At 65.6% G+C, this 23,303-nt stretch carries 17 protein-coding genes; 12 read left to right on the top strand and 5 right to left on the bottom strand.

Annotated elements, in window-relative coordinates:
- Positions 1-6 precede the first annotated feature (6 nt).
- The 6 genes from FHW83_RS07305 to FHW83_RS07280 all read left to right on the top strand — a co-directional run bounded on the left by FHW83_RS07305 (position 7) and on the right by FHW83_RS07280 (position 6,576).
- Positions 7-912: a GDP-mannose 4,6-dehydratase gene (locus tag FHW83_RS07305; RefSeq protein ID WP_176645708.1), complete on the top strand. Its 906-nt coding sequence runs from the start codon at positions 7-9 to the stop codon at positions 910-912.
- Positions 909-2,072 (top strand): glycosyltransferase family 1 protein, encoded by a 1,164-nt coding sequence (locus FHW83_RS07300; protein ID WP_176645707.1) that lies wholly within the window; start codon positions 909-911, stop codon positions 2,070-2,072. Before FHW83_RS07305 ends, FHW83_RS07300 begins: the two co-directional genes overlap by 4 nt.
- A gap of 3 nt (positions 2,073-2,075) precedes the next feature.
- Positions 2,076-3,191 carry a glycosyltransferase family 4 protein gene (locus tag FHW83_RS07295; RefSeq protein ID WP_176645706.1) on the top strand — a complete coding sequence of 372 codons (1,116 nt, stop codon included), beginning with the start codon at positions 2,076-2,078 and terminating at the stop codon, positions 3,189-3,191.
- 34 nt (positions 3,192-3,225) lie between these two features.
- On the top strand, positions 3,226-3,933 hold the full coding sequence (locus FHW83_RS07290; protein ID WP_176645705.1) for a response regulator transcription factor: 708 nt from the start codon (positions 3,226-3,228) through the stop codon (positions 3,931-3,933).
- Entirely contained in the window at positions 3,926-5,275 is a 1,350-nt protein-coding gene (locus tag FHW83_RS07285) for a HAMP domain-containing sensor histidine kinase (protein ID WP_176645704.1), read from the top strand. Before FHW83_RS07290 ends, FHW83_RS07285 begins: the two co-directional genes overlap by 8 nt.
- An 83-nt stretch (positions 5,276-5,358) precedes the next feature.
- The gene (locus FHW83_RS07280; protein WP_176645703.1) at positions 5,359-6,576 is read left to right on the top strand and encodes a pyridoxal phosphate-dependent aminotransferase family protein; all 1,218 of its coding nucleotides are present in this window, start codon (positions 5,359-5,361) and stop codon (positions 6,574-6,576) included.
- Here FHW83_RS07280 and FHW83_RS07275 read toward each other — a convergent pair.
- The 4 genes from FHW83_RS07275 to FHW83_RS07260 are packed head-to-tail and all read right to left on the bottom strand — an operon-like array spanning position 6,573 to position 12,727.
- Positions 6,573-7,571 carry a two-component system response regulator gene (locus FHW83_RS07275; protein ID WP_176645702.1) on the bottom strand — a complete coding sequence of 333 codons (999 nt, stop codon included), beginning with the start codon at positions 7,569-7,571 and terminating at the stop codon, positions 6,573-6,575. The genes FHW83_RS07280 and FHW83_RS07275 overlap by 4 nt on opposite strands.
- Positions 7,568-10,993 carry an MHYT domain-containing protein gene (locus FHW83_RS07270; protein WP_229224075.1) on the bottom strand — a complete coding sequence of 1,142 codons (3,426 nt, stop codon included), beginning with the start codon at positions 10,991-10,993 and terminating at the stop codon, positions 7,568-7,570. The genes FHW83_RS07275 and FHW83_RS07270 overlap by 4 nt, the downstream gene beginning before the upstream one ends.
- Before the next feature lie 60 nt (positions 10,994-11,053).
- Positions 11,054-12,013, bottom strand: coding sequence for an alpha/beta fold hydrolase (locus tag FHW83_RS07265; RefSeq protein WP_176645700.1), 960 nt, complete (start codon positions 12,011-12,013; stop codon positions 11,054-11,056).
- A 15-nt stretch (positions 12,014-12,028) separates the two neighbouring features.
- Entirely contained in the window at positions 12,029-12,727 is a 699-nt protein-coding gene (locus tag FHW83_RS07260) for a dienelactone hydrolase family protein (protein ID WP_176645699.1), read from the bottom strand.
- 227 nt (positions 12,728-12,954) lie between these two features.
- Here FHW83_RS07260 and FHW83_RS07255 point away from each other — a divergent pair, with 227 nt between their 5' ends.
- The 3 genes from FHW83_RS07255 to FHW83_RS07245 are packed head-to-tail and all read left to right on the top strand — an operon-like array spanning position 12,955 to position 16,135.
- Positions 12,955-14,184 (top strand): efflux RND transporter periplasmic adaptor subunit, encoded by a 1,230-nt coding sequence (locus tag FHW83_RS07255; protein ID WP_176645698.1) that lies wholly within the window; start codon positions 12,955-12,957, stop codon positions 14,182-14,184.
- Positions 14,181-14,906 carry an ABC transporter ATP-binding protein gene (locus tag FHW83_RS07250; RefSeq protein ID WP_373997175.1) on the top strand — a complete coding sequence of 242 codons (726 nt, stop codon included), beginning with the start codon at positions 14,181-14,183 and terminating at the stop codon, positions 14,904-14,906. The genes FHW83_RS07255 and FHW83_RS07250 overlap by 4 nt, the downstream gene beginning before the upstream one ends.
- 5 nt (positions 14,907-14,911) lie before the next feature.
- Complete coding sequence (locus tag FHW83_RS07245; protein ID WP_229224074.1) at positions 14,912-16,135, top strand: ABC transporter permease; 1,224 nt, start codon at positions 14,912-14,914, stop codon at positions 16,133-16,135.
- Between the two features lie 93 nt (positions 16,136-16,228).
- Here the strand turns inward: FHW83_RS07245 and FHW83_RS07240 are convergent, their stop codons facing one another.
- Entirely contained in the window at positions 16,229-16,690 is a 462-nt protein-coding gene (locus FHW83_RS07240) for a hypothetical protein (RefSeq protein ID WP_176645697.1), read from the bottom strand.
- A 159-nt stretch (positions 16,691-16,849) separates the two neighbouring features.
- Here FHW83_RS07240 and FHW83_RS07235 point away from each other — a divergent pair, with 159 nt between their 5' ends.
- The 3 genes from FHW83_RS07235 (at position 16,850) to FHW83_RS07225 (ending at position 23,247) form a co-directional block, all read left to right on the top strand.
- Positions 16,850-18,136 carry a BNR repeat-containing protein gene (locus tag FHW83_RS07235; RefSeq protein WP_229224073.1) on the top strand — a complete coding sequence of 429 codons (1,287 nt, stop codon included), beginning with the start codon at positions 16,850-16,852 and terminating at the stop codon, positions 18,134-18,136.
- Between the two features lie 43 nt (positions 18,137-18,179).
- Positions 18,180-19,706, top strand: coding sequence for a S10 family peptidase (locus FHW83_RS07230; RefSeq protein WP_176645695.1), 1,527 nt, complete (start codon positions 18,180-18,182; stop codon positions 19,704-19,706).
- A gap of 466 nt (positions 19,707-20,172) precedes the next feature.
- Positions 20,173-23,247: a TonB-dependent receptor gene (locus tag FHW83_RS07225; RefSeq protein WP_176645694.1), complete on the top strand. Its 3,075-nt coding sequence runs from the start codon at positions 20,173-20,175 to the stop codon at positions 23,245-23,247.
- The last annotated feature ends 56 nt before the right edge of the window (positions 23,248-23,303 follow it).

Raw genomic sequence — 23,303 nt, 5'->3', positions numbered from 1 at the left:
GTGGCGATGGCCGCTGAAGGCATGGGCAAGCGCGCCCTGATTACCGGTTTGTCCGGCTTCACCGGCCAGTACGTCGCGCAGGAACTGCGCGCGGCCGGTTATGAAGTCTTCGGCACCATCACGCCCGGCCAGGCGCCGGGCGCCGGCGAGTACGCGGTCGATCTGAACGACCGCGCCGGCCTGGCCGCCGTGGTGGCGGAAGTGCGGCCGGACGTGGTGGCCCACCTGGCCGCCATCGCCTTCGTCGCCCACGGCGACGTTGAACAAATCTACCGCGTCAACGTGGCCGGCACGCGCAACCTGCTGGAGGCGCTGGCCGCGCTGGAGAGCAAGCCGTCGGCCGTGCTGCTGGCGTCGAGCGCCAATATCTATGGCAATACCGACGTCGGCGTGATCCACGAGGACGTGCCGGCGGCGCCGGCCAACGATTACGCAGTCAGCAAGCTGTCCATGGAGTACATGGCGCGCCTGTGGCAGGACAAGCTGCCGCTGATCATGGTCCGTCCTTTCAACTACACCGGCGTGGGCCAGCACGAGAATTTCCTGCTGCCGAAAATCGTCTCGCACTTCCGCCGCAAGGCCGCCGATATCGAGTTGGGCAACCTGCACGTGTGGCGCGACTTTTCCGATGTGCGCATGGTGGCGCGCAGCTACCGCAAGCTGCTGGCGGCGCCGGCCGCGCTGGGCGGCACCTTCAATATCTGCTCCGGCCACGCTTACTCGCTGGGCGAGGCGCTGGACATGATGGCCGACATCGCCGGCTACCAGATCAATGTCCACGTCAATCCCGCCTTCGTGCGCGCCAATGAGGTGGTGCGCCTGGTGGGCGACAATCGCCGTCTGGTGGCCGCCACCGGCCCGCTGGACATCGTGCCGCTGGCCGACACGCTGCGCTGGATGTATTCGGCGTGAGCACCCAGCCCGCCCTGCGCGTCGGCCTGTCGGTGACGACGGCCGAACCGGTGCTGACCGGCGGCCGCCTCGATGGCCTGGGCGTCTACAGCCGCGCCTTGCTGGAGCACCTGCCGCACGCCGGGGTGGAGGTATTGCCGCTGTCGTTCGCGCCGCACGGCGATACCCGCAAGCTGCGGCTGGGCCGCGGCCTGCCGCTGTCGTTCCCGCTGGCGACGCTGGGCGACTTGATCCTGCCGTCGTCCGTGCACCTGAGCACTCAGGCTGCGCTGGGCAAGGGCGCGGCGCCGCTCGATCTCTTCCACGCCACCGATTACCGCATCGTGCGCATGGACTGCCCCGTGGTGGCCACGCTGCACGACGCGCTGCCGATTTCGCATCCCGAATGGGCCAGCCCGAAGATGCGCAAGCTGAAGAACTGGCTGCAGGTCAGGGCCGCGCGCAAGGCGCGGCATGTGATCACCGGTTCGCGCTTCTCCATCCGCGAGCTGGTGGAGTGCTTTGGCGTGGATGAAAACAGGATCAGCGTGGTGCACCATGGCGTGGCCGCGCACTGGTTCGAGCAGCCGTCGGTGGATGAGCGCGACGTGACGCTGGGCCTGCACGGTCTGCGCGAGGGCTACTTCCTGTTCGTCGGCACGCTGCAGCCGCGCAAGAACGTCGAGCGCCTGCTGGAGGCTTACCTGGCGCTGCCACCGGTGCTGCGCTCGGCGCGCCAGCTGGTGATCGTCGGCCAGCCGGGCTGGCGCAGCGAGGAACTGGTGAAACGTATCAAGGATGCGCGGCAGCGCGGCGAGAACGTGGTGTGGCTGGACCAGTTGACCGACGAGCGTCACCTGCGCCACATCTACGCCGGCGCCGCCGCTTTCATCTTCCCCTCGCTGCACGAAGGTTTCGGCCTGCCGCTGGTGGAGGCGTTCGCCAGCGGCGTGCCGGTGGCCTGTTCCAACACCACCTCGCTGCCGGAGGTGGCCAACGGCGCGGCGCTGGAATTCGATCCGCTGTCGGTGGGCGACATCACCGCCGCCATGACCACGCTGGCGCGCGACGACGGCGCGCGCGCGCGCTGCATCGCCGCCGGCCATCGCCGCGCGCTGGAACTCACATGGAACGAGGCGGCACGCCGCACTGTCGCCGTCTATCAGGAAGTACTGTCTTAAGCTATGCGCGTCCTCCATTTCTACAAAACCTATTACCCCGACACCTGGGGCGGCATCGAGCAGGTGATCCGCCAGCTGTGCGTGGGCACGGGACGCCTGGGCGTGACCAATGAAGTGCTGACGCTGAGCCGCAACGGCCCGTCGCGGATCGAGATCGACGGCCACGTGGTGCACCGCGTGCCGCTCGACTTCGAGGTGGCGTCGACCGGCTTTTCGTTCGCGGCGATCCGCCAGCTGGCGCGCCTGGCGCGCGATGCGGACGTGATCCACTACCATTTCCCGTGGCCGTTCATGGACCTGGCCCATTTCATGGCGCGCGTGAAGAAGCCGAGCGTGGTGACCTATCACTCGGACATCGTGCGCCAGAAGAACCTGCTGCGCGTGTACACCCCGCTCAAGCGCCGTTTCCTGCGCAGCGTGGACACGGTGGTGGCGACCTCACCCAACTATCTGGCCTCGTCGCCGGTGCTGAAGCGCTTCGCGCACAAGACCCGCACCATCACCTACGGCTTGGACAAGTCGATTTATCCGGTACCGTCCGAGGAATTGAAGGCCAAGTGGCGCGCCGAGGTTGGCGAACGCTTCTTCCTGTTCGTCGGCGTGCTGCGCTACTACAAGGGCCTGCACATCCTGCTGGACGCCATGGCCGATGTCGACTACCCGGTGGTGATCGTCGGCGCCGGCCCGATCGAGCAGGAGTTGAAGGAGCACGCGCGGCGCCTCGGCCTGACCCACGTGCGGTTCATCGGCGCGGTGTCGGAAGAGGACAAGGCGGCGCTGCTGGAGCTGAGCTACGCCATGGTGTTCCCGTCGCACCTGCGCTCGGAGGCTTTCGGCATCTCGCTGCTGGAGGGCGCCATGTACGGCAAGCCGATGATCTCCAGCGAGATCGGCACCGGCACCACCTACATCAACATCGACCAGGACACCGGCCTGGTGGTGCCGCCGGACGATCCGGCCGCGCTGGGCGCCGCCATGCGCACGCTGTGGGAGAACCCGGAACTGGCGGCCGGGATGGGCCGCCGCGCCGAGGCGCGCTACTGGCAACTGTTCACCGCCGAAAAGATGGCCGAGAACTACCATGCGCTGTACCGCGAGCTGGCCGGCCGGCCAAGGTAGAATACGCGATCATCACTGAATTGCGGAGAATCGCGTGCGCTGCCTGGTTATAGAAGACGAAGCCGAAACCTCCAACTACATCTGCAAGGGCTTGCGCGAGGCCGGCTATGTGGTCACCGCCGCCGCCACCGGCCCGGACGGACTGGATTACGCCAGCAGCGAGGAGTGGGACATCATCATCCTCGACCGCATGCTGCCGGGGCGCATCGACGGCCTGTCCATCGTCGACAAGCTGCGCGCGCTGGGCAAGCAGACGCCGGTCATCATCGTCAGCGCCATGACCACCATCGACGCCCGCGTGACCGGCCTGCGCGGCGGCGCCGACGACTATCTCTCCAAGCCTTTCGCCTTTTCCGAACTGCTGGCGCGCGTGGAGGCGCTGCTGCGCCGCAGCGCGCCCGGCGCCGACAGCACGCAGCTGCAGGTGGCCGACCTGCGGCTCGACCTGCGCACGCTGCGCGTCACGCGCGGCAACAAGGTCATCACGCTGCAGCCGCGCGAATACCGCCTGCTGGAATACCTGATGCGCAATGAGAACCAGGTGGTGACCCGCACCATGCTGCTGGAGTCGGTGTGGGACTATCACTTCGATCCGCAGACCAATGTGATCGACGTGCAGATCTCGCGCCTGCGCGCCAAGGTCGACAAGGACTTCCCGGTGCAGCTGATCCACACGCTGCGCGGCGTTGGCTACCGCATGGGCGTGACGCCGCCGGACGAGGCGGAGATGGCGGGTGTTTAAGCTCCGCACCTCGATCGCCGCCAAGCTGGTGCTGGGCTACGGCCTGCTGGGGATCGCCTCCATCGTGGCGGTATCGCTGGTGTTCTACAGCGGTACCATCGGCGTGATCGACCAGAACATCGATGGCAAGATCATGGCGCAGACCGAGCGCCTGCTGGACAACGCCGGCGGCGGCAACCTGCAGAGCGCCGTAACCCGCCTGCTGAGCGACGGCGTCGACAGCGACCGCGAGATCTTTCAAATCCTCGACACCGACGGCTCGCCGCTGGCTGGCAACCTCGCCTCCTGGCCCAGCGTGGCCGAGGCGCCGGACATGGTCACCTCCAAGGTGCTGCGCAATGGCCGCAGCGCGCCGGCGCGGCTGTACCTGCGACCGTTGGTCCAGGGCGGCACGCTGATCGTCGGGCGCGACCTGAGCGAGGAGGAGGCGGTGCGCGAGGTGATCTGGCGCGCGCTGCTGGCCGGCGCCTGCGTGTCGCTGATGCTGACCGTCGCCGGCGCGCTGCTGTTCCGCCGCAGCATCGAGGCGCGCCTGGGCGAGATCCGCCGCACGGCCGCGCAGATCGAGGCCGGCGACCTGAGTCCGCGCATCCCCGTCACCGGCAACGACGAATTCGCGCTGCTCAACCGCGACATCAACCGCATGCTGGACCGCATCGAGCTGCTGATGGAGGGCATACGCCACGTCTCCAACGCCATCGCCCACGACCTGCGCACGCCGCTGAGCCGGATTCGCGGCCGGCTGGACGACGCGCTGCGCCACGAGATGACGGTGCCGCGCCTGTCCGGCGCCGCGCACGACGCCATCGACGATATCGACGACCTGATACGGCTGTTCGAGCGCCTGCTGCAGATCGCGGAGGCCGAATCGGGCATGCGCGGCCGCCTGTTCGAGCGGCTGGACCTGGGGCGCGTGGTGGCCGACATCGGCGAGATGTACGAGGCCATCGCCGAGGACAGCGGCATCCAGCTGACCGTGGACGCGCCGGATTCGCTGTACGTGGACGGCGACCGCAACCTGCTGGCCAGCGCCGTCGCCAGCCTGCTGGACAACGCCATCAAGTACGCCGGGCCCGGCGCCGCCATCCACGTGCGCGCCGGCCTGCATCTCGGCGACGCCTCGATCTCGGTACACGACAACGGTCCCGGCATCCCGGCGGAGGAGCGCGACAAGGTGACGCAGCGCTTCTATCGCCTCGACAAGAGCCGCCACATGCCGGGCAATGGACTGGGCCTGTCCATCGTCAGCGCCACCGCCACCTCGCACGACGGCAAGCTGGTGCTGGAGGATGGCGCGCCGGGACTGGTCGCGCGCATCGTGCTGCCGCTGGCGGCGGGCTAGCTAACCAATTGGTAATGTGACCGCAAGCTTGTGGTAAGCCGCCCAGCCCTATGATGGACTGATCGTATCCGGCCTCCCACATCATGCACGACTTAAGCGACATCGCCAGCTGGCTTCAGCATCATCCCATCCATCACGACTCGTCGGTGCACAGCACGCTGCCCGATCCCACCTTTGTCACCGGCGGCGAAACGGTGGTGTCCTTCAGCACCAACAACTACCTCGCGCTGGCCAACCATCCGCGCCTGGTGGCGGCGGCCAAGCAGGGGCTGGACCGCTATGGCGTGGGCAATTGCGAATCGCGCCTGCTGGGCGGCGACCTGGAGGTGTACCGCGAGCTGGAACGCCGCCTCGGCGCCCTGAAACACAAGAGCGATGCGGTGTTGTTCGTGACCGGCTACATGACCAACATCGGCGTGTTGTCGTCGATCGTCAAGGCGGCCACGCTGGCGCGCCTGCATGGTTTCCGCTCGCGCAAGCGCCACAAGTACGCCTACTACTCGGACGAGTTCAATCATATCTCGATCCGCGAGGGTATCCAGATGTCGGGCGCGCTGCGCTACAACTACCGCCATTGCGACATGGACCATCTTGAATCGCTGCTGCGCGCCGGCGCCGTCGACGGCACCACGCCGATCATCGTCAGCGACGGCGTGTTCAGCATGGAGGGCACGATCGCGCCGCTGCCGGAACTGGTGGCGCTGGCCGAGCGTTACGGCGCGCTGCTGTACGTCGACGACGCGCACGCCACCGGCATCCTGGGCGCACACGGCGGCGGCACCTCGGAGCACTTCAACTGCTACAGCGCCAACATCATGCAGATGGGGACCTTGAGCAAGGCGCTGGGCGCCATCGGCGGCTTCGTGGCGGTGGAGAAGGACGTGGCGGACGTGATCCGCCTGACCAGCTCCGCCTACGGCTTCACCTGCCCGCCGCCGCCGGACCAGGCGGCCGCGCTGCTGGCCGCGCTGGACATCCTGGAAGAGGAGCCGCAGCGCCGCCAGCGCCTATGGGACAACCAGCGCTACTTCATCGAGCGCATGGCGCCGCTGGGTTACACCATCATCTCGACCGCCACGCCGATTTTGCCGGTGCTGATCGGCGACGCGGAGCTGTGTCAGCGCCACGCGATGGCGTTGCGCGCCGAGGGCGTGCACGTGGACTCGATCCAGTTCCCGGCCGCGCCGGTGGGACAGGCGCGCCTGCGCTTCATGATGAACGCCGGCCACACCCGGGCGCAGATCGATCACGCGGTGGGCGTGATGGCGCGCCTGGCGGGACGCGGCGAACGCCTGAACTAATGCTCTGCCCAGCGCTCCTTGACCTCAAGCAGCGCGGGCATCTGTTCAAAGAAAAGGTCGACCAGCCGGCCTTCGAAATGCCTGTCGCGCTGGGCCTCCATGTGCGCGACGGCCTTCTCCAGCGGCCACGCCTGCTTGTAGGGGCGGGCGGAGGTGAGCGCGTCAAACACGTCGGCGATGGCGACGATGCGGCCGGCCAGCGGAATCTCCTCGCCTTTCAGGCCGTTCGGGTAGCCGCTGCCGTCCCACTTTTCGTGGTGGGTGACGGCGACGTCGTAGGCCATGGCCAGCATGCCGCCCGGGTGCTTGCCGATGATGTCGCCGCCGATGGCGGCGTGCGACTGCATGACTTTCCATTCGTCGGCATCGAGCGCGCCGGGCTTGCGCAGGATGCTGTCCGGGATGCCGATCTTGCCGACGTCGTGCATCGGCGCGGCGTGCAGCAGGTCGTCGGCCTCGGCCTCGCTCATGCCCAGCGCCAGTCCGAGGATGCGCGCATAGTGGCTCATGCGGATCACGTGCAGGCCGGTTTCGTTGTCCTTGTACTCGGCGGCGAGGCCGAGGCGCTGGACGATCTCCAGGCGGGTTTTTTTCAGCTCATCCACGCCCACCAGCGACAGGTGGTTGCGCACGCGCGCGCGCACGATGGGCGGGCTGACCGGCTTGGTGATGTAGTCCACCGCGCCGGCCTCAAAGCCCACCAGCTCATCGTCGGTGTCGCTCAGGGCGGTGACGAAGATGACCGGAATGCCGGCGGTGGCCGGATCGGCCTTGAGCTGCTTGCAGGTTTCGTAACCGGTCATGCCCGGCATCATCACGTCCAGCAGGATCAGTTGCGGATGTTCGCTGCGCGCCAGTTCCAGCGCGCGCGGACCGTCCTTGGCGAACAGCAGGCGGTATTGGTCCTGCAGGATGTGGCGCAGCAGCTGCAGGTTGCTGGCCTCGTCGTCGACGACGAGAATCTGCGGCTGGTGTGGCTGATGCGTGCTTGTCATGGGTACTCCGTGGCCAGGCTGGCCAACAACGCTTCCAGCGCGGCCTGGGCCTGCGGGAAGTCGAAATCATTCAATGCGTCTTGCACGGCGCCCAGTTGCCGCGTGAGCGCGGGCGGGGCGCCGGTGAGGGCGGCGGCCAGCGCGGCCAGGGCGGCGTCGTTCAATGCGCCGCGCTGGAGGAATGGTAGCAGAGCAGCGGATTCCTGGCGCGCGGCTGCCGGATCGAAGGCGGCGGACGGCGGTTCGTCCTGCCGCGCACCTGGGCCGCGCGGCGTCGCCAGCGCGTGGATGGCGCTCAGCGCCGCATCCAGCTGCGTGGCCAGGGTGCGCTGCGCCTGCGCGAGTTCGGTCTGCAGCGAGATCGGGATGCCGCCCAGCGCACCGCCGCCAGCCGCGCCGTTATCCGCCGCGTCGCCGTTACGCTGCGGCGAGCCGCATAGCTTCTCGATCTGCGCCAGCGTCGCCGCCAATTGTTCGAGGCCGGCGTTGGCCGCCACGCCGCGCACCTTGTGGCACCAGGCCTGTGCTTCCGCCAGCCGTGCGGCGCTGGCGTTGGACAGCAGCTTGGCCAGCGTGGCCGCCGCCGTGCCGTAATCGGCGACGAAGCGGTGCAGCGCCTGATGGTAGGCGCCGTCGTCGTCGGCCCAGCGCTGCAGGCCGGCCTTCTGATTCAGCACGCGGTGGCGCGGCGCTTCCGCCGGCGGCGGCGCGGTCGGCACGGGCGCCAGCTTGAGCACCTTCGCGATCTCGTGCGACAGCGCATGCCAGTCCACCGGCTTGGAGGCGAAACCGTTCATTCCGGCCGCCACACTGGCCTCGCGGTGCGCCGCCAGCACGCTGGCCGTCATCGCCACGATGGGCAGCGGCGGCGCGCCGTGCGGCGCCGCGCGCTCACGCTCGCGTATCGCGCGGGTGGCGGCCAGGCCGTCCATCACCGGCATCTGCATGTCCATCAGCACCACGTCATACCGCCGCTCGGCCGTCATCCGCACCGCCTGCGCGCCATCCTGCGCCTTGTCCATCGTGTGGCCGCGCTTGGCCAGCAGCAGCGACAGCAGCTCCAGGTTCTGCGGCACGTCGTCGGCCGCCAGGATGTGCAGCGGCGGCAGCGGATAGTCGCTGCGCTCGCTCGCCTGCGCCTCGCCGTTGCGCGCGGGTTCCAGCGGCAGCAGCACGTGGAAGGTGGTGCCCGCGCCCGGTGTGCTCTCGGCCCAGATCTTGCCGCCCATGAGCGCCACCAGCTGGCGGCTGATGGTGGTGCCCAGGCCGGTGCCGCCGAAGCGGCGCGTCATCGAGGCGTCGGCCTGCGTGAATGGATCGAAGATGGCGTTGATGCGCTCCGGTGCGATGCCGATGCCGGTGTCCTGCACCGCGATGTGCAACTGCCCCTGCCGCTCGCAGGCGCGCAGGCTCACCTTGCCGGCAGAGGTGAACTTGATGGCGTTGTCCAGCAGGTTGCCGAGGATCTGGCGCATGCGCAGCTCATCGCCGTGCAGCCACGCCGGCAGCGCCGGGTCGTAGATGATGTCGATGCCCAGCCCCTTGCCGCGGGCGTTGCTGCCGAAGGTGGACGCCAGCTCGTCGATCAGGCCGAGCAGGCTGTAGTCGTCCAGCTCCAGTTCCACCGCGCCCTTATCCAGCTTGGCGGTGTCGAGGATCTCGTTCAGCAGGCGTAGCAGCGAACGGCCTTCCTTGCGCACGGTGTCGAGGTGGCGCCGCTGGTCGTCATTCAGGTCGGTATCGAGCAGCACGTCGGTGAAGCCGAGGATGGCATTCATCGGCGTGCGGATCTCATGGCTCATGTTGGCCACGAAGCTGGCGCGTGCGGCCGCCGCCTGTTCCGCCGTTTCCTTGGCGGCGCGCAGCTGCCGCTCCATCTCGCGCCGCTCGCTGATGTCGAAGATCACACCGTCGATCCAGCGGATCGCGGGGTTGCTTTCGTCCTGGGTGACCGCGCCGTGCTCCCACATGAAACGCAGGCTGCCGTCGGCATGGATCAGGCAATACTCGACCTGATACGCCGTCAGCTCCGCGATGGCGCGCGAGATCTCGGCCGCCACGCGCTCGCGGTCCTCCTCGCAGATCAGGGAGGCCAGCGTGCGCTTGCGGTTGGCGCCGACGAAATCGCTGGCCGGATAGCCCGCCAGCCGTTCGATGCCGTCGCTGATGAAGGTCGGCGGCGCGTCAAACGCCATGCTGCTGCGGAAGGAGATGCCGGGGATGTTGCCGATCAGCGAACGGAATTGCTGTTCGCTGTCGCGCAGCGCCTGCATGATGGCGCGGCGCTCGCTGATGTCGGTAATGAACAGCACAAACAGGTCGCGTTGCGCCAGCTTGGCGTGGCCCAACGCGCGCCGGATCGGCACATGGCTGCCGTCCTTGCGCACGGCCACCACCTCGCTGCCCCGGCTGATGACGGAGGCGTCGCCGGTGCTCAGGTAGTTCAGCAGGCCGTCGCGCTCCGAGCGTTCCGGGTCGGCCATCAGCACGCGCACGTTGCGGCCGAGGATCTCGTCGCGGCGCCAGCCGAAGATGCGTTCCGCCGACGCGTTGAATTCATGGATCACGCCCGCCCGGTCCACCGTGATCACGCCATCGACGGTGGTGGTCAGCAGGGCGCGCATCCAGGCTTCGCTTTCGGCCTGCTGGCGGTACATCTCGCGGTAGCGCAGCATGCCGTTGGCGGCCATGACGAACACGGTGAAGGCGACCGTGATCAGCGTGATCGCCAGCGCCAGGAAGGTGGAGTTCTGTTCCGGCGTTGCGTCCAGCGGCAGCGTGCCGACGAAGCGTGCCGCCGCCATGCCGGTGTAGTGCATGCCGGCGATGGCGCAACCCATGATGGTGGCGCTGATCCCGCCCAGCACAAAGCGCGGCAGCTTGAGCGTGCGCAGGCCGAAGCGTATCCACAGGGCCAGCGTGGCCAGCACCACGGCCACCACGATCGAGAGGCCGAACATGAACGGGTCGTAGCGCAGGTCGAGCGCCATCTGCATCGCCGCCATGCCGGTGTAGTGCATGGCGCCGATGCCCGCGCCGACCAGCACACCGCCAGTGAGCAGCGAACCCGCGGTCATGCGGCGGCGGCTGATGAAGGTCAGCGCCACGTAGGACGCGGCGAGGCTGGGCAGGCCGGATAACAAGGTCAGGCCGTGATCGTAATCGACGTCGGTGCACAGATTGAAAGCCAGCATGCCGATGAAGTGCATCGACCACACGCCGCTGCCCAGCGCCATGCTGCCAGTGGCTAGCATGGCTGCACGCAGTCCGCGCGTGTTGGCCAGGCGTGCCTGGCTCGCCACTTGCAATCCCATCCACGATGAGAAGATGGCAACCAGGATCGAGAGGATCACCAGCCACGGCGAGTAGGTGCCGTATTGAAGCAGGGCGGGATTGTCCGGCGGGGAGAAGATTTCCATCATGATGAAGGAAACCATAGCACATAAAAAAACCGCCCGGAGGCGGTTTTTGGCTTTTACGATTTACGACTTGGCGAAAGCGAGGAAATCGTTATTGAATTTATCTTTATGTGTATCAGTGAGGCCATGCGGCGCGCCTGGGTACACGATCAACTTTGCGTTCTTCACAATCTTGGCCGAGGCGATGCCGGCCGCCTTGATCGGCACGATCTGGTCGTCGTCGCCGTGGATGATCAGGGTCGGCTTGTCGAACTTTTTCAGGTCGTCGCGGAAGTCGGTTTCCGAGAAGGCCTTGATCGAGTCGTAGGTGTTTTTGAAACCACCTTGCATGCCCTGCGCGTACCACGCCTGGATGATGCCTTGCGACGGCTTGGCGCCCGGACGGTTGTAGTTGTAGAACGGGCCGGAGGCGATGTCGAGGTACAGCTGGCCGCGGTCGGCGATCTGGCCCTTGCGGATGCCATCGAACACTTCGATCGGCAGGCCGTCCGGGTTGGTGTCGGTCTTCACCATCAGCGGCGGCACGGCCGAGATCAGGCCCAGCTTGGCGATGCGCTTGGTGCCGTGGCGGCCGACGTAGCGCGCCACCTCGCCGCCGCCGGTCGAGAAGCCGGCCAGGATGATGTTCTTCAGGTCCAGCGCCTCGATCAGCTGCGCCAGGTCGTCGGCGTAGTGGTCCATGTCGTTGCCGTCCCAGGGCTGGCTCGAACGGCCGTGGCCACGGCGGTCGTGAGTGATGACGCGGAAGCCGTTATTGGCCAGGAAGAACGCCGCCGATTCCCAGCTGTCCGAGCTCAGTGGCCAGCCGTGGCTCAGGATCACCGGCTGGCCGTTGCGCGGGCCCCAGTCCTTGTAGTAGATGTCCACGCCGTCGCGGGTGGTGATGGTGGCGACGGTCTTGGTCACTTTGCCCGCTGGCGCCGCAACGGCTTCGGTGCCGACCGCTGCCAACGCGGTGGCGGCTGCGGCGACCGCGCTGCCAACCATGGCATTGCGGCGGGATGGGTTGATTTGGTCGGTCATGATGTTCTCCCAGGTTTAAGAAAGGTGTTGTTTGAAGAATGCGTCGGTGCGCGCGTTGGCCAGCGTGGCGGCAGCGGTGTCGTAGTGATTGCCGCCCGGGCGCGCGAAGGCGTGGTTGCAATCGGGGTAGCTATGCAGCTCGATATTCGAATTGGCTTTGAAGGCGGCGCCAATGATGGCTTGCGCCTCCTTGCCGATGTATTCGTCCTCTCCGGCCAGGTGATACAGCAGCGGCTTGCTGACGTTGCGCGCTTCGCCGGCATACTTCTCGGTGCCGCCGCCGTAGTAGGACACGAAGGCATCGGCGTCGGCGCGCGCGGCGGTCAGGTAGGTCATCAAACCACCAAGGCAGTAGCCGGTGACGCCGACCTTGCCCGAGGCGCCGTGCAGCGTCCGCGCGGCGGCCACGGTGGCGGCGATGTCGCCCACGCCACCATCGAAGTCATAGGCGCTGTACAGCGCGAAGCCGCGCGCCCAGTCGCCCGGCTCGGCCTCGGACATGTCGAGGCCCGGATCGGCGCGCCAGAACAGGTCCGGTGCGACGGCGATATAACCTTTGGTGGCGTAATCGTCGGCGATGCCGCGGATGCCGGCGTTGACGCCGAAGATCTCCTGCAGCACCACGATCACTGGCGCGCTGGCGACATTGCGTGGACGCGCTACGTAGCAGTTGAAACTACCGTCGGCGACCTTGATGGCGAGGGTTTCTGTCATGCTGTCCTCCGTGGTTTGGAGAGGCCATCTTAGGGATGATTCTCCCTCTTGAGAACGGAGATTCCTGCAAAGCCGAATTGCAATTTTGCATATCCCACCACGCGGGTAGATAGGGGTGACCCGGAAGAGGTAGATAACTGGCGAGTTGCTTTAAATGCAAATCTGTTTGATACTTGCCGGGCTGATCCGCACGTCGCCGGGTCCCCCTACGGAACATATTGAAAACAATGGCTTTCCTGACCAAAAAGAAGCTCGCGCTGGCCGTCGGTTTGCTGGTGATCTTCGGCGGCGCCGCCGCGTTCTATTCCAAAAGCAAGACCCCTGTGGTGGAAGCGCCACGTTTCCGCACCGCGCCTGTCGATACGGGCAATATCACGCAGTCGGTGACGGCCACCGGCACCATCAATCCGGTCGCCCTGATCAACATCGGCTCGCAGGTGTCCGGCACGGTGAGCGAGTTGAAGGCGGACTTCAACGACCATGTGACCAAGGGGCAGGTGCTGCTGAAACTGGACCCGACCATCTTCAACGCGCAGATCCGCCAGGCCGAGGCGCAACTGGCGTCGGCGCGCGCCTCGCTGCGGCTGGCGCAGGCCACGCACTCGCGCAATCAGACGTTGGTGACGCAGAGCTTCATCTCGCCGCTGGCGCTGGACCAGTCCAAGCGCGAGGTGGATGTGGCGCAGGCCAATATCCAGCTGGCGGAAGCGCAGCTGGCGCGCGCGCAGGCGGACCTCAACAACTCGGTGATCCGCGCGCCGATCGATGGCGTGATCATCAAGCGCACCGTGGATCTGGGGCAGACGGTGGCGGCGTCGTTCACCACGCCGCAGCTGTTCCAGATCGCGCGCGACCTCACCAAGATGCAGATCGACACCAGCGTGTCGGAGGCGGACGTGGGCTCGCTCAAGGAAGGGCAGGAGGCGCGCTTCGTGGTCGATGCCTATCCGGACAAGGAATTCAGCGCGCGCATGCGTCAGTTCCGCCTGGCCGCCAACGTGGTGCAGAACGTGGTGACGTATAACGTGGTGCTGGACGTGGACAATCAGGACGAGCTGCTCAAGCCGGGCATGACGGCGCAGGTGCGTCTGCTGGTCGGCAATCGCCAGAACGTGCTGCGCATTCCCACCGCCGCGCTGCGCTTCCGCCTGAGCGATGAGGAAATCGAAAAGCAGAAGAAGCTTGCCGCCGCCAAGGCTTCCGCTTCGGCGTCGGCCAGCGCGAGCGCCACGGCCGCCGTCGCCGCGCAGGATGACGATGCGGGTTTCCGCAGCAAGGCCGACCTGGCGCGCCTGTTCCGCGTCTACACGCTGGATGCGCATAATCAGCCGAAGGCGCAGGAGGTGAAGATCGGCCTGTCCAACTTCCGCTACACCGAAATCGTCGGCGGCGATTTGAAGAAGGGCGATCAGGTGATTACGCGCGCCATCGGCAACGAGAAAGAGGGCGGCCTGTGAGCGGCCTGTTGATCGACATCCGGCAAGTCACCAAGAGCTACTTCTCCGGCAGCGTGGAGACGCAGGTCCTGTTCGGCGTCGACCTGGCGGTGCCGCGCGGAGACTTCCTGGCGGTGATGGGCCAATCCGGTTCCGGCAAATCGACGCTGATGAATATCCTCGGCTGTCTCGATCAGGCCACCGGCGGCAGCTACTTCCTCAACGGCGTGGACACGCTCACGCTGTCGCGCAACGAGCTGGCGAACATCCGCAACCGCACCATCGGCTTCGTGTTCCAGAGCTTTAACCTGATCAAGCGCATGAGCGTGGCGGAGAACGTGGCGCTGCCGCTGATCTATGCCGGCGTGTCGCGCGCCAGGGCGCACGCCAAAGCCCTGCTGGAGCTGGAGCGCGTGGGGCTCAAGGACATGGCCAAACGCACGCCCAACCAGCTGTCCGGCGGCCAGCAGCAGCGCGTGGCGATCGCGCGCGCGCTGGTTGGTGATCCGCCGCTGATCCTGGCCGACGAACCGACCGGCAACCTCGATACGCAAACCAGCGTGGAGATCATGCGCTCCTTCCAACAGCTGAACGAGGAGCGCGGCATCACCATCCTGCTGGTGACGCACGAGCCGGACATCGCCGCCTACAGTAAGCGGCTGGTGCGGCTCAAGGATGGCCGCGTGTTGTACGACGGCCCGGCCGCCGAGGGGCTGCATCAGATGAACGCCACAACGGTATAAACGGTATGAACTTTTTACAGATCATCGTCGAGTCGTTCCGCTCCATGCTGGCGAACCGGCTGCGCACCTTGCTGACCATGTTGGGCATCATCATCGGCATCACCTCGGTGGTGCTGCTGCTGGCGGTGGGCGACAGCATGAAGCGCTTCATCGCCAAGGAGCTGGAACAGCTGGGCACCAATATGCTGTTCATCTCCCCGGGCGGCGACCGCGCGCAGCAGCAGCGCCTGCGCAACGGCGCGCAGCCGGCGCTGACCATACGCGACGCGGCGGCGCTCAACGAACTGCCGTCGCTGGCTGGCGCGGCGCCGGTGCTGCAGGGCGGCTTCAATCTGGCGGTCGGCAACGAGAACGCATCGAAGACCGTGCACGGCGTGACGCCGGCCATGTTCAAGATCCGTGGCTGGAAGGTCGACAAGGGCAGCGCCTTCAGCGACGCCGACGTGCGGGCGTCGGCGCGCATGGTGGTCATCGGCCGCAAGATCGCGGACCAGTTCTTCTACAAGCAGGACCCGCTGGGCAAATTCATCCGCATCGAAAACGTGGCGTTCCAGGTGGTGGGCGTGCTTTACGGCGAGGGCAAGCAGGTCGATGGCGGCGATTTGAGCGAGTATGTGATCGTGCCGATTACGGCCGCCGCGGCCAACCTGGTGAAGGTGCAGTTCCCCGGCAATGTGCACTACGTGGTGGCGCAGGGTAAATCCGGCGGCAACCTGCAGGATGCGATCCAGGACATCAACGAGACGCTGCGCGACCGCCACCACATCAAGATCGACCAGCCGGACGACTTCCGCATCGATAACCTGGCGTCGTTCGCGGAGACTGCGCAGAAGATCAGCGCCGGCATCGCGCTGCTGCTAGGCCTGATCGGCGCGATCTCGCTGGTGGTGGGTGGGATTGGCATCATGAACATCATGCTGGTGTCGGTGACCGAGCGCACGCGCGAAATCGGCATCCGCATGGCGATCGGCGCCAAGCCGCGCGACGTGCTGCTGCAGTTTTTGACCGAGGCGGTGGTGATCTGTTTTGTCGGCGGCGTGTTCGGCATCCTGCTGGCCAGCGGCGCGGCGGCGGCGATTACGGCGACCGGCAAGTTCGACGTGATCATCACCTTGCGCGCGGTGATTGTGGCGTGCGGCTTTTCCAGCTTGGTGGGGGTGTTCTTTGGCTTTTACCCGGCGCGGCGCGCATCACGCCTGCTGCCGGTCGATTGCCTGCGCTACGAGTGATTGTCGTTCCGGCGCAGGCCGGAACCCATGGAACGCTTGCGCTAACACAGCTCATGCGTTCTATGGATTCCGGCCTGCGCCGGAATGACGGGCTTAGTAATCGAACTTTTTGCTGCGGCCGCCGGCCTTGTGGTAAATGGTGTGCTCCGCGCGTTCTTCGCGCAGCTGCTCGCGGCGCTCGCGGATGGCGCGAGCGCGCTCTTCGCGGCGCGCGTTCTGTTCGTCGATGCGGTGCTGCGTGGTCAGCCCCTGCTTGCTGTTGTGGAGCAGGCCGAATTTCTGCCGCAAGGCCGCGGCCCACAGCAGGAAGATCACCAGCAGCGCCAGGATGTACACGGTCTGCCAGATGCCGTAGTTCTGGCTGATGATGGGCAGCAGCGGCGCGCCCTGTTCCAGCCAGCCCTGGCCCAGTACACCCAGCCCGGCCGCCACCACGCCGAGCGCGAAGGTCTTGGCGATCATCCAGCGGCTGGCCTTGATGCGCGATTCCCAGAAGGTATGCGGATCGTCGTTCAGCTGATCAAGATAAGGAGTATGGTCGTGTTGCGTGGTCATAGCGACAATATTTTAGGGCGCCGGTAATGCGGCAGGAATTATCGCATACTTTGCCGCATGGAAACTATGTTGGTATTGATCTACGCTATGCTTTTTGCATATGGTTGGTTGCGCAAAATGTATTGGCTGCGCATCCTGGCTTTGCGTAGCATGGAGCGCATGATTAAACGTTTATTCATCGCGGCCATCGCTGCCGCATCGCTGCACGCGGCGGCGGCGGAGCCGGTGTCTTCGGTGGTGGGCGAGGGCTGGGCCAATAATTCGGTCAACGCGGTGGTGTTCCGCAAGAATTCGCTGGTGACGCATGGCGACACGCAGTACGTGGCCTACTACGACGCCGAGCGCTATCTCGTGCTGGGCAAGCGCACGCTGGGTGGCACGCAATGGACCACGCGGCGCACCGCCTGGCAGGGCAACGCGGCCGATGCGCACAACAGCATCAGCATCATGGTGGATGGCGCGGGCTATCTGCACGTCTCGTGGGACCATCACAACAATCCGCTGCGCTACGCGCGCGGCGTGGCGCCGGGATCGCTGGAGTTGGGCCCCAAACAGGCCATGACCGGCACCGATGAAAACGAGGTATCGTATCCCGAGTTCCACCGGCTCCCCAACGGCAACCTGCTGTTCTTTTATCGCCTGGGCGGATCGGGACGCGGTGATCTCATCATCAACCGCTACGACGTGGCCACCCAGCGCTGGACGCGGCTGCACACCAACCTGATTAGCGGCGAGGGCAAGCGCAACGCCTACTGGCAGGCTTTCCTCGACCAGCGCGGCACGCTGCACGTGTCGTGGGTGTGGCGCGAGTCGCCGGACGTGGCCAGCAACCATGACATGGCGTACGCGCGCTCGCGCGATGGCGGCGTGACGTGGGAGCGTTCGGACGGCACGCCGTACGCGCTGCCGATCAACGCCGCCAGCGCGGAATACGCGCTGCGCATCCCGCGGAACAGTGAGTTGATCAACCAGACCTCGATGGCGGCCGACAGCGAAGGCCGGCCTTACATCGCCAGCTACTGGCGCGATGCCGGTTCCACCGTGCCGCAGTATCACGTCATCTATCACACCGGAGCGGCGTGGCGGGTACGGGCGCTGGACTTCCGCAAAACGCCGTTCTCGCTGGGAGGGCAGGGCACCAAACGGATTCCGATCGCGCGCCCGCAGATCATGGTGGGCGCGGCCGGCGCGCTGCTGGTGTTCCGCGACGAGGAACGCGGAGGCAAGGTGTCGGTGGCGCAGGCGCACGACGTCGCCGGCGGCGTGTGGCAGCTGCGCGATCTCACGCCAACCTCGGTCGGCGCGTGGGAGCCGAGCTACGATACCGAGTTGTGGCGCCGCAGCGGCATCCTCAGTTTATTTGTCCAGAATGTTCAACAAGTTGATGGCGAAGGACAGGCTTTTGTGCCGCCGTCGCCGGTGACGGTGCTGGACTGGACGCCGTAACGCTTCGTCACTAACATAGGCTCTTTCAACCTTGAGAGATGCCATGAAATCCAAGCTTGCCCTTGCAGTGCTGCTGGCCATAAGCGCAGCCGCCTACGCACAAGACGCCGACAAGGCGCCCGCCCTGAGCAAAGAACGCGCCGCCGAACTGCAGGCCAGCGAGCGCCTGCTCAAGGCCGATTCACAGGTCAGCAAGAGCGGCCAGGTCACCATCAAGGGCAAGGTGGTGCCGTACAAGGTCACGGCCGGCACGCAGCCGGTGTGGGACAAGGACGGCAAGGTGTCGGCGTCGCTGTTCTACACGTACTACCAGCGCAGCGACGTGAGCGACAAGGGCAAGCGCCCGCTGGTGATCTCGTTTAACGGCGGCCCCGGCTCGGCCTCGGTGTGGATGCACATCGCCTACACCGGTCCCAAGGTCCTCAACCTGGACGCGGAAGGCTATCCGATCCAGCCTTACGGCGTGAGGGACAATCCGCATTCCATCCTCGACGTGGCCGATATCGTGTACATCGATCCGGTCAACACCGGCTTCTCGCGCATCCTGGACGGCAAGGCCGACCGCGCGCGCTTTTTCGGCGTGAACGCGGACATCCAGTACCTGGCCGAGTGGGTCAGCACCTTCGTCTCGCGTGAGGGCCGCTGGACTTCGCCCAAATACCTGATCGGGGAAAGCTACGGTACCTCGCGCGTGGCCGGCTTGGCGCTGGAGCTGCAGAACGCCCAGTGGATGTACCTGAACGGCGTGGTGCTGGTGTCGCCGACGGAGCTTGGCCTGAAGCGCGAAGGCGCGATCGACGATGCGCTCAAGCTGCCGTACTACGCGGCTACCGCCTGGTATCAGAAGGTGCTGCCGGCCGACCTACAAGCCAAGGACTTGAAGGACGTGCTGCCGGAAGTGGAAGCCTTCACCACCGACGAACTGCTGCCGGCGCTGGCCAGGGGCGGCTTCATCGACGCGCAGAAGAAGGCGCAGATCGCCGCCAAGGTGGCGCGCTATTCCGGCCTGTCGGTGGAGTACGTGGTGCAGAACAACCTGGCGGTGCAACCGGAGCAGTTCTGGAAAGAGCTGCTGCGCAAGCAGGGCAAGACCATCGGCCGCCTCGACTCGCGCTACCTCGGCATCGACAAGACCGATTCCGGCGACAAGGTGGATTACAACGCCGAGCTGACTTCGTGGCTGCATTCGTTCACGCCGGCCATCAACCAGTACCTGCGCAATGACCTCGGCTACAAGACCGACATCAAGTACAACCTGTTTGGCGATGTGCATCCGTGGGACTTCAAGAACGAGAAGACCGGCGAGAACCTGCGGCTGGCGATGGCGGCCAATCCGTATCTGAAGGTGTTCATCCAGTCCGGCTACTACGACGGCGCCTGCACCTATTTCGACGCCAAGTACACCATGTGGCAGCTCGACCCGAGCGGCAAGATGAAGGACCGCCTGAGCTTTGCCGGCTACCGCAGCGGTCACATGATGTATCTGCGCTCGGAGGACCTGGCCACGGCCAACGACGATCTGCGCGCTTTCATCAAGTCCGCCACCCCGAGCGGCGCGGCGAAGTACTGAACCGTTGAACCGTCATTCCGGCGTAGGCCGGAATCCATGGAACGCATGCGTTAAGACTGGCTCGGCGGTCTATGGGTTCCGGCCTTCGCCGGAACGACAGGTGTCCTGCCGCTGGCGTATCAATCGCGCCACCCCGGCGCGGAACGTGCCCGCCAAGTACTGAACCGTTGAACCGTCATTCCGGCGTAGGCCGGAATCCATGGAACGCATGCGTTAAGACCGGCTCGGCGGTCTATGGGTTCCGGCTTTCGCCGGAACGACATGCGTCCGCCGCTGGCGTATCAATCGCGCCACACCCGCTCTCCCTGCGGCCATAGCAAAATGGTTGCGCATAACATTTTCTGTGTAATTTCTGTTGACAATAACTTTTCAACGCTTTTACACTCAAATGATCGCGCAACCATTTTATGTTTCTGTTGCGTGACTTATAACAATAACCACGGCGATGCGCCGAAGGAGACTGTAAATGCAAGTGAAACAACAGAAAGGTCGGCAAGCGCGCCGGCAAGTGGCGTTCGGCCTGACCGTCATGGCAGGTTTGATAGCGCAATCATACGCACAAGACACCGCCCCGGCCCCGGCCGCGCAGGCAGACGCCGCGCCGATGACCGTGGTGCAGGTCAATGGCTACCGTAACAGCTTGCTGTCGTCGGCCAAGGACAAGAAGGAAGCCGTCGGCTTCCAGGACTCGATCAACTCCGAGGACTTCGGTAAATTCCCGGACAAGAACATCGCCGAATCGCTGAGCCGCATCCCGGGCGTGGGCGTCTCGCGCGACATCACCGGCGAAGGCTCGACCATCCAGATTCGCGGCCTGGGCTCCAGCTTCACCAAGATCCTGCTGAACGGCGCGCCGATCGCGGTCGCCTCGTCCGGCCCGATCGACGGCGCCAACACCAACCGCGAGGTCGACCTCGACCTGCTGCCGACCGACCTGTTCACCAAGCTGACCGTCAGCAAGAGCCCCACCGCCGAGATGATCGAGGGCGGCGCGGCCGGCGTGGTCAACCTGCGCAGCGCGCGTCCGTTCGACAAGGAAGGCCGCACCATCTCGGCCAGCGTCACCGCCACCAACCAGCAGATCGCCAACAAGACCGGCGGCCGCGGCTCCTTCCTGGCCAGCCAGACCTTCGGCAACTGGGGTATCCTCGGCGGCGTCAGCCTGTCGCGCCAGCAGGTGCACACCACCGGTTGGGAAACCGTGGGCTACACCAACGCCAACCTGTCGGCGGCGCAGAATCCCGCCGCCAACCGCAACAACACCGGCGGCGGCAACTTCACCATCCCGGCCACGGTGCCGGCCGGCGCGGGCAATGGCCTGGTCACCGGCGAGGTGATCGACCAGGCGTGGCTGCTGGCGCACAACCCGGGCCTGACCATCCAGCAGATCGACAACGCCATCGTGCCGCGCCTGGGGCGCACCATGGACTATTTCGGCACCAAGGACAAGGGTTCGGCCATCTTCAGCGCCGAATACCGTCCGACCGAAAACCTGCACTTCTACCTGGACACCGTCTACAGCAAGCGCGATGACAAGATGACGCGCATGGACTACGACTGGTCGGTCCGCAACGGCGCCATGATCCCGCTGAACATGACGGTCGACAAGAGCGATTGCAGCGACGGCTGCACCGTCACCGGCGGCACCTTCGCCAACACCCAGAACTTCTTCGAGCACGGCTACCGCCACGATCAGGTCGACATGAAGGGCATCAACCCTGGCATGGAGTGGAAGATCACCCCGACCCTGAAACTGGACGCGCAGCTCAACTACACCAAGAGTAACTTCACCCACGAAGCGCCGACCGTGTACGTGATCACGCCGCCGAACAGCGGCAACACCGTCACCTTCAACAACAACAACGGCGGCATCCCGTCGGTGGTGGCCACCACGGACCTGAACAACCCGGCCAGCTATGTGTGGAACACCGGCCGCGTCAACGTGCAGAACGAATTCCGCACCACCGAGACCAAAGGCTTCCACAGCGACCTGACCTGGGGCGACGACAAGTTCAACCTGAAGGGCGGCGTCGCCTATGACGACATCCAGCGCCGCATCCGCGCGACCGACAACTCGGCCGCATGGCAGGCCGCGGTGTGCGGCAACAACCCGAGCGTGTTCCTGCTCGGCCCCAACGGCGCGCCGCCGTGCAACGGCGCATCGACGCCGGGCGCCAGCGCCGCCGCGCTGTATCCGGGCTACGGCACCGGCTACACCGCCGGCGCCACCACGTCGCTGACCTATGGCGGCTCGCTGATTCCGCAATCGGCGCTGGCCAGCTACATCGTGCCTGGCCCTTACGGCAAGCCGATCATCGCGTGGGACCGCTTCGCCGCCGATTCGAAGTACCAGCAGTACTACGACAACGCGCCGGCCAGCGGCTCGTCGTCGACTGGCGCCAGCTCGGGCTTCATCGGCGAGAAAACCACCGGCCTGTATTTCGAGGCCAACGGCAAGACCGAACTGGCAGGCTTCCCGGCCCGCTACAACGCCGGTGTGCGTTATGTGCGCACCCGCCAGTCGGTGGGCTCGCTCAACTCGATCAGCGATCCACGCAACGCCACGCTCACGCTCAACGGCAGCAAGTATCCGAACATCGACCAGTGGGTTTACCTGGATACGACCTACAGCAACACGCTGCCATCGGGTACGCTGGCGATCAACCTGCGCAGCGACGTGATCGCCCGCGCCGCCATTTCGCGCAGCATGACCCGCGCCGATCCGAACGCGCTGCGTCCCGGCGTGAACTTCTCGTCGGTATCGGCGGACGTGGGTTCGGTCGGCAATCCGGCCCTGAAACCCTACCTGTCGGATAACATCGACATCGGCATCGACTGGTACACCGGCCGCGAAGGCTACGTCAGCCTGACCGGTTTCCAGAAGACGGTGGATGGCTTCACCATCAACGAGAACATCACCCAGCCATTCAGCTCGCTGGCCGCGTACGGCATCAACTACAACACGCTGACGCCGAACCAGCAGACCGCGATCAACTCGCGTGGCGGTCCTGACGTGGCGACCGTGGTGCTGACCCGTGCCCGCAACGCCGACGGCGACCTGCGCATCCGCGGCCTGGAACTGGGCTGGGTGCAACCGCTGGACAAGATCCTGCCGATCCGCGGCTTCGGCATCAACGAAACCGCGACCTTCATCACGCAGCGTGCCAGCGGCGAAGGTTCGAATGGCTTCGTGGCGCTGGGCGTGCCTAAGCGTACCAACAACTTCTCGGTCTACTACGAGAACCACGGCTACATGGCGCGTCTGTCGCACACCTTCTCCAAGGGTAGCCAGGCCGCCGGCGCGAACCAGAACGGCATCACCAACGCCGCGCTGTTCTCGGACAACTACAAGCAGCTGGACTTCTCGTCGAGCATCGACTTGGGTGAAGTGTTCGACAAGGACGGCTGGCCGACTCTCAGCTTCGACATCGTCAATCTGAATAACGACTCGCGCCGCACGTACTTCCAGTTCAGTAATGCGAACTTCTCGCAGTACTCGCCGGGCCGCACCTACTCGCTCGGTCTGCGCGCCAAGTTCTGAACGATTTGATCGTCTGGCCCCTGTTCTCCAGCGGGGCCTTTACCCGCCCCCGCCGG

It is taken from the genome of Duganella sp. SG902 (genome assembly GCF_013376005.1).
In the GTDB taxonomy this organism is placed as follows: Bacteria; Pseudomonadota; Gammaproteobacteria; order Burkholderiales; family Burkholderiaceae_D; genus Rugamonas.
The sequence above is the reverse complement of the archived record's forward strand: the minus strand, read 5'-3'. Positions and strand labels throughout refer to the sequence as shown.